Annotated in this window: 4 protein-coding genes; 2 read left to right on the forward strand and 2 right to left on the reverse strand. The window is 76.2% G+C overall.

From position 1 onward, the window contains the following. Positions 1–410: 410 nt before the first annotated feature. Complete coding sequence (locus K6I34_RS28130; protein WP_229330027.1) at positions 411–2,000, reverse strand: DUF5691 domain-containing protein; 1,590 nt, start codon at positions 1,998–2,000, stop codon at positions 411–413. Between the two features lie 86 nt (positions 2,001–2,086). Continuing rightward, entirely contained in the window at positions 2,087–3,079 is a 993-nt protein-coding gene (locus tag K6I34_RS28135; RefSeq protein WP_374231039.1) for a hypothetical protein, read from the reverse strand. Between the two features lie 210 nt (positions 3,080–3,289). On the opposite strand from K6I34_RS28135, the gene K6I34_RS28140 reads away from it, so the two are divergent. Further along, positions 3,290–4,393 (forward strand): AAA family ATPase, encoded by a 1,104-nt coding sequence (locus K6I34_RS28140; protein ID WP_229330031.1) that lies wholly within the window; start codon positions 3,290–3,292, stop codon positions 4,391–4,393. Then, the coding region (locus tag K6I34_RS28145) for a DUF5682 family protein (protein WP_229330032.1) at positions 4,390–6,904 on the forward strand (2,515 nt) is incomplete at its 3' end. The genes K6I34_RS28140 and K6I34_RS28145, both read left to right, overlap by 4 nt.

Consider the following 6,904-nt stretch of genomic DNA (forward strand, 5'->3'; position numbering starts at 1 on the left):
CCCGTCCCGCCCTGCGGGACGCCTGCCCACAACGGAAGGTGACGGGAAGGGTGCGCCCCGAAAGGGGCGCGGGGAACTGCGCGACCAGCCGTCCACGACCCGCAGCCGCACGCCGGGCCTGGGTGGCAACCCGGTAGGCGCACCGGACCACCGCCCCGCAGCCGCACGCCGGGCGCAAGAGGCAACCCGGTGGGCGCACCTGGCCGTCGGCCCGCAGACGCGAATCGGGCTCGGGTGGCAACCCGGCAGGCGCCCGGACCACCGGCCCGCAGCCCCGCGCGCAGCGCAATACGCACCCCGGTGGACGCAGCCGGAGCCACCGGCCGCAGCCGCGCACCGGGCCCGGGTGGCAACCCGGTAGGCGCGGCTGAACCCACCGGGGTCCAGGGGGCGCAGTCCCTGGAGTGGGGTTACCCCGCCCCCGCCAATTCCTTCCGCATCGCATCGCGCAGCCGAAGCGTCGCGATGAGGCGCGAGAACGCCTCCGGCCAGTACGACGACGTGCCGAGCACGTCGTCGTGGGCCGGCGCCGTGAGGAGCGCGAGGCGGTCGGCCAGGGACGGGTCGAGGCAGCGTTCCGCCAGGCCCATGACGCCGCTGAAACTCCAGGGGTAGCCGCCGGAGTCCCGGGCGGTGGCGAGGGCGTCGACCAGGGCGGTGCCCAGCGGTTCCGGCCAGGGGACCTCGCACACGCCCAGGAGCCGGAACGCCTCCGACAGGCCGTGGGCCGCTATGAACGCGGCGACCCACTCGGCCCGTTCCCCGGGCGGCAGTGCGGACAGCAGTTTCGCCGGGTCGAGCCACGGCGCCTCCTCGGCCGTCGGTACGGAGTCCGGTGGGCCGAGGAGGGCGCGCGACCACTCCGCGTCCCCTTGCCGGACGGCGGCCCGGCACCAGGCCGCGTGCAGGTCCGGCCGCCAGCCGTCGGCGACCGGCAGGGTGACGATCGCCGCGGCGCTCCTGCCGCCGAGGCGCCGGTGCCAGGTGGCCAGTGGGGCCGCCTCCACCACCTGGCCCAGCCACCAGGACCGTTCGCCCTGCCCTGACGGTGGCCGGGCGGCGATGCCGTCGCGCTGCATGTCCTTGTCGCACTCGTGCGGTGCCTCGACCGCGATGCGGGCGCCGTCGCCCGTACGCTCCAGGGCCACGCACGTCCGGGCCCGTTCGGCCATCCGTCCGGACAGGGCCGAGTCGGGGAGCGCGGTCAGCAGTTCCGCCGCTGTGCCGCGGACGTTGCGGCCGCGGTCGGCCAGGGCCTCTTCGAGGAACGGCTCGTCGGCGGGGGAGAGCCCCTCGCGCAGGGCGTCCAGGAACATCAGCCGGTCCTCGGCCCGCTCCGTCCGCCACGTGCTCGCGAGCAGGTCCCGCGCGGCCGCAGGGTCGTGACGGCGCGCGGTGACGAGGAGAGTGACACGCTCGGCGAACAGCCCCTCCTCCCACAGCCGTCGCGCCGCGGGGGCGTCGAGCGGTGCTCCGGGGCCACCGGGCGCGGGGGCCGGGCCCGGCGCCGCCCGTAGCGCGTACTTCCACTGCGGGTTGAGCCCGGCCAGCCACCGTGCGCGGGGCCCGCCGAACGCGAGCGCCTCCGGGCGGAGGTCGGTACGGGCCCGGGCCGCCTCCAGCAGGTCGGGCAGCAGGTCGGCGGGTGCCCGGTAGCCGTACCGGTTGGCGGCGGCCAGCCATTGTGGCAGCAGCTCGACGAGGTCGGGCGCGCTTCCGCGCCGTCCCCCGTTCCCCGCGCCGGTGCGGTCGGCGAGCAGCAGCGCGAGCCGCTGCCGGGCGGCGGGCGGCAGCGGTGGCCGGGGGTCCTCCGGCGCCGCGGCGGGCCGGGGCCGGGCCGCCGCCGGGAGCAGCCCGGCACGCCGGCGTACGGTGTGCAGCGCCGCGACGTCCAGCAGCGCCTCCGCGGCATCCTGGCCGGGCCGCGGCCGTACGGGCGGAGTGCGCCGTTCCGTGCCGAGCAGGGCGGCGGAGACGAGCTCGTCCCATGTGGCGGTCATGCGCGTGCCCCTTTCCGTTTCTGTCCCGTGCTCCTTCGTGGTTCTCGGTGCCGGTTCGCGTCCGCGCACCCGGCTTCGTACGGCTCTCAGAGCGGCACCGGTTCCGGTGCCCACGTGGCCAGGGGAGTGAAGCCCCGGTGGCCGCACTCGCCGAAGACCGTGATCGGGTGGCCGCCGGATATCGCGGCCAGCCGCCAGAGTCCTGTCCGGTCACGTATGCGCGGGTCGACCGGGAGTGCCGATCCGCCCTGGGCGTCCGCCAGTTGCCAGTCGCCGTCCGGGCCCGGGACCGGGATCACGGGACCGAGCAGGACGGGCCACGCCTCCAGCCACGGATCGTCGCGCAGCGCCTCGCCGTATGCGGCCAGGGCCTGCCCGGCGTCGCTGCCCGGAGGCGGCCCGAAAGCGGAGGCGGAAGCGGAAACGGGGACCGGGGCCGTGTGCCGGGTGGCCAGGGCGGCACGCAGTGGGCGCGCCGCGGGGTAGTAGGCGAGGCCCGCGTCGAGAACGTGGCCCGGAGTCGGCGACAGCTCAGGTGCCCGGCCACCCGCCCCGTACGAGAGGAGCAGAGCCATGCGGCCCGTCCGGCGGCCGTGGAGCCAGGTCCTGCGGGTGATCAGGCGGCCGTCGTCGCTGTCCGACCGGGCCAGCACCAGCCAGTGGTCACGGACGGGGGTGGCGGAGGCGAGCAGCGCCGCCGTGTCCACGGCGATACCGACCCGCGTCCGTATCGTGGCGGCCAAGGGCTCCGGCAGCCGGTCCAGGTGCAGAAAGCCCTGGTTGAGCATGTGCAGCAGGGCGCACTCCGCCAGCAGTCGCGATGCCCGGTCGCCGCCCGGGCCGCGCAAGGAGGCCAACTCCCTGGCGCGCGCGGCGAGTCCGGGGGCCTGGGCGTCGACCATGCGGGCGGCCGTCTCCTCCCATTCCCCGTATGCCGCCCCGTCGACAGCCACGAGGCCGCCCCGCAGCAGGTCGGCGAGGCGCTGCTCCAACTCCGTCGCCCCGGCGGCGATGCGGGCGCCGCGGCGCTCCGCGCGGCGGCGTGCGGCGGCGGCCGCTTCCGCGAGCCTTTCGTCCACCGCGCATGACGAAGCGCATGACGAAGCGTCGGGCATCGCTACCGGCACCCGCTCCGCCCTTCGGCGTTCCCCCTGCGGATTCATGTCCCACACGCTACGGCCCCCCACTGACAATCGCCCTGACCTGCGCGGACGTGGCTCCGGGGCCGATTGTCAGTGGGGTGGTGCAGGCTTGTCGCAGCACTCGGAACCGCACGACGAGGGGGAGTTGTGACCGTGTCCGGAATCGATGCCCAAGCCCTGCGACCGCATGCCGAGGACGCCTTCGCGGCGGAGCTCGAAGCCCTCGCCGCGGCCGACGACCGGCCCCGCCCCGAGCGCTGGCGGCTCTCGCCGTGGGCCGTCGCGACCTATCTCCTCGGTGGCGCCCTGCCCGGGGGAGGCCCGGTGATCACGCCCAAGTACGTGGGCCCGCGGCGTCTCGTCGAGGTCGCCGTCGCCACGCTCGCCACCGACAGGGCCCTGCTCCTGCTCGGCGTGCCCGGCACCGCCAAGACCTGGGTCGCCGAGCACCTGGCCGCCGCGGTCAGCGGCGACTCCACCCTGCTGGTGCAGGGCACGGCGGGCACCCCGGAGGAAGCCCTGCGCTACGGGTGGGACTACGCCCGCCTGCTCGCCCACGGCCCCAGCCGCGCGGCGCTCGTGCCCAGTCCCGTCATGCGCGCCATGGAGCGGGGCGCGATCGTCCGCGTCGAGGAGCTCACCCGCGTCCCGGCCGACGTGCAGGACACGCTCATCACCGCCCTGTCGGAAAAGACCTTGCCGGTCCCCGAGTTGGGGGAGGAGGTGCAGGCCGTGCACGGGTTCAATCTGATCGCCACGGCCAACGACCGGGACCGCGGGGTGAACGAGCTCTCCAGCGCCCTGCGCCGCCGTTTCAACACCGTCGTCCTGCCCCTGCCCGCCACCGCGGAGGCGGAGGTCGCCATCGTCGCCCGCCGCGTCGAGCAGCTCGGCCGCTCCCTCGACCTGCCCGCCGTGCCCGACGGCGTGGACGAGATCCGGCGCGTCGTCACCGTCTTCCGCGAGCTGCGCGACGGTGTCACCGCCGACGGCCGCACCAGGCTCAAGTCCCCTTCGGGCACGCTCTCCACCGCCGAGGCCATCTCCGTCGTCACCGGCGGCCTCGCCCTGGCCGCGCACTTCGGTGACGGCGTCCTCCGCGCGGACGACGTGGCGGCCGGCATCCTCGGCGCCGTGGTCCGGGACCCCGCCACGGACCGCCTCGTCTGGCAGGAGTACCTGGAGACGGTCGTCCGGGAGCGGGACGGCTGGAAGGACTTCTACCGCGCCTGCCGTGAGGCCGCCGCGTGACCGGGACCGGCGGCCCGGCCCTGCTGGGCATCCGACACCACGGCCCCGGCTCCGCGCGGGCGGTCGCCGCGGCGCTCGACCGGTGCGCGCCCGAGGCCGTGCTCGTCGAGGGCCCGCCCGAGGCCGACGCGATCGTGCACCTCGCGGCGGACGGCGGGATGCGGCCGCCCGTCGCCCTGCTCGCGTACGCCGTGGACGACCCCGGCCGCTCCGTGTTCTGGCCGCTCGCCGACTTCTCCCCGGAGTGGGTCGCGATCCGCTGGGCCCTCGCCCACGACGTCCCCGTGCGCCTCGTCGACCTGCCCGCGGCCCACACTCTCGCGCTCCAGGACCAGCAGGACGATCAGCAGGGCCGTCCGGAACGGGAGCATCGGCCGCTGCCCGGCGCCGGACCCGCGGAGCCCCGGCACCCGGCGGTCGACGGCGACCCGCTGGCCGCGCTCGCGGCGGCCGCCGGGCACGACGATCCGGAACGCTGGTGGGAGGACGTCGTCGAGCACCGCGGCGGAGCCGGTGCCGGAGTCGCTGCTGATACCGCTGCCGGTGCCGGAGACGCGCTCGCGCCCTTCCGGGCCCTGGCCGAGGCCATGGCGGAGCTGCGCGCCGGTCACGCCGAGTCGCCCTACGACGCGGCGCGCGAGGCGTACATGCGGCTGAAACTGCGGGAGGCGCGGCGCGAGTTCGGCGACGCGGTCGCCGTGGTCTGCGGCGCCTGGCACGTACCGGCCCTCGCGGAGAAGCGCACCGTCGCCGCCGACCGGGCGCACCTCAAGGGCCTGCCCAAGGTCCGGGCCGACATCAGCTGGGTGCCCTGGACCCACCGCCGCCTCACCCGCCGCAGCAATTACGGCGCGGGGATCGCCTCGCCCGGCTGGTACGGGCACCTCTTCCACGCTCCCGACCGGCCCGTCGAACGCTGGATGACCGAGTGCGCCCGGCTGCTCCGGGCCGAGGACCACCCCGTGTCCTCCGCGCATGTCATCGAGGCGGTGCGGCTCGCCGAGGCCCTCGCCGGCCTGCGCGGACGCCCGCTCGCCGGGCTCACCGAGACCCTCGACGCCGTCCGTGCCGTGATGTGCGACGGCTCGGGCGCGCCGCTCGCCCTCGTGGAGGAGCGCCTTGTCGTGGGCGACGCGCTGGGCGAGGTTCCCGACAGTGCGCCGGCCACTCCTCTGCAACGGGATCTGGCGCGGCTTCAGCGTTCGCTGCGGCTCGCGCCGGAAGCCGCCGCGCGCGAGCGCGTGCTCGACCTCCGCAAGGACATCGACGCCGCGCGCAGCCGCCTGCTGCACCGCCTGCTGCTCCTCGGCGTCGACTGGGGCAGGCCCGCGCGCTCACGCGGCGGGACGGGCACCTTCCGCGAGACCTGGCGGCTGCGCTGGGAGCCCGAGCTGTCCGTACGGCTCGCCGAGGCCGGTGTGTGGGGCACCACCGTGGTGGCCGCCGCGACGGAGCGCGCCCGGGCGGCGGCCGTCGCGTCCCCGGCCCTCGCCGACCTCACGGTGCTCGCCGAACGCTGCTTGCTCGCCGACCTCCCCGACGCGCTCCCGGCCGTGATGCGGGTCCTCGCCGACCGCGCGGCGCTCGACGCGGACGTCGTGCACCTGGCCAAGGCACTGCCCGCGCTCGTCCGCTCGGTCCGCTACGGCGACGTGCGCCGTACGGACACCGCCGCGCTCGGCGAGGTGGCCGAGGGCCTCGCGGAGCGTGTCTTCGTCGGTCTGCCCGCGGCCTGCGCGGGCCTGGACGCGGACGCGGCGGCGGATATGCGTGGCGTGGTGGACGGCGTCCACCACGCGGTGGGTCTGTTGGCCGGGGCACGCCCGGCCTCCGGCTCGGGGTTGCGGGTGGCTTCCGGCCTGGGGCTGAGGGACCGTTGGGTCGGCGTGCTGTGGTTGCTTGCCGGGCGGGATGCTCTGCCGGGTGTTGTTCGCGGCAGGGCCGCGCGGTTGCTGCTGGATGCGCCTTTCCCGGGGGTGCGCCCACCGGGGTGCCTCTTGCGCTCCGCGCGCGGCTGCGGGTGCGTTGTGGCTGGTCGCGCAGTTCCCCGCGCCCCTTACGGGGCGCGTGACCGCGCTGGTCGCGCCTACGCGGCGGAGCCGCATGACGCGACACAGGCCCGCGCCGGACTCCGGCAAGGCCGCTTTGACGACGGGGCGGCGTGCGGCTCGGACGGGGAGCTGGTCCCCGTACTCATGGAGCGGGCCCTGTCGCCCGTCACCGAGCCGGCGGAGGCCGCCGCGTGGATCGAGGGGTTCCTGGGAGACGGAGCGGACGACGGGATGCTGCTCGTGCACGACGAGCGGCTGTTCGGGCTGGTCGACGGGTGGCTCTGTGCCGTGCCCACGGGGGCGTTCACCGGCGTGCTGCCGCTGTTGCGCCGGACGTTCTCCGCGTTCGAGCCGGGCGTGTTGCGGGCGCTGGGCGAGCTCGTACGGGGTGTGGCCGCGCCGGGCGGGCTCGGGGATGGCGGAGGGTTCGGGGCCGGGCTCGACGCGGAACCTGTCTCTT

This window comes from Streptomyces sp. UNOC14_S4 (assembly GCF_020740835.1).
Classification (GTDB): Bacteria; Actinomycetota; Actinomycetes; order Streptomycetales; family Streptomycetaceae; genus Streptomyces.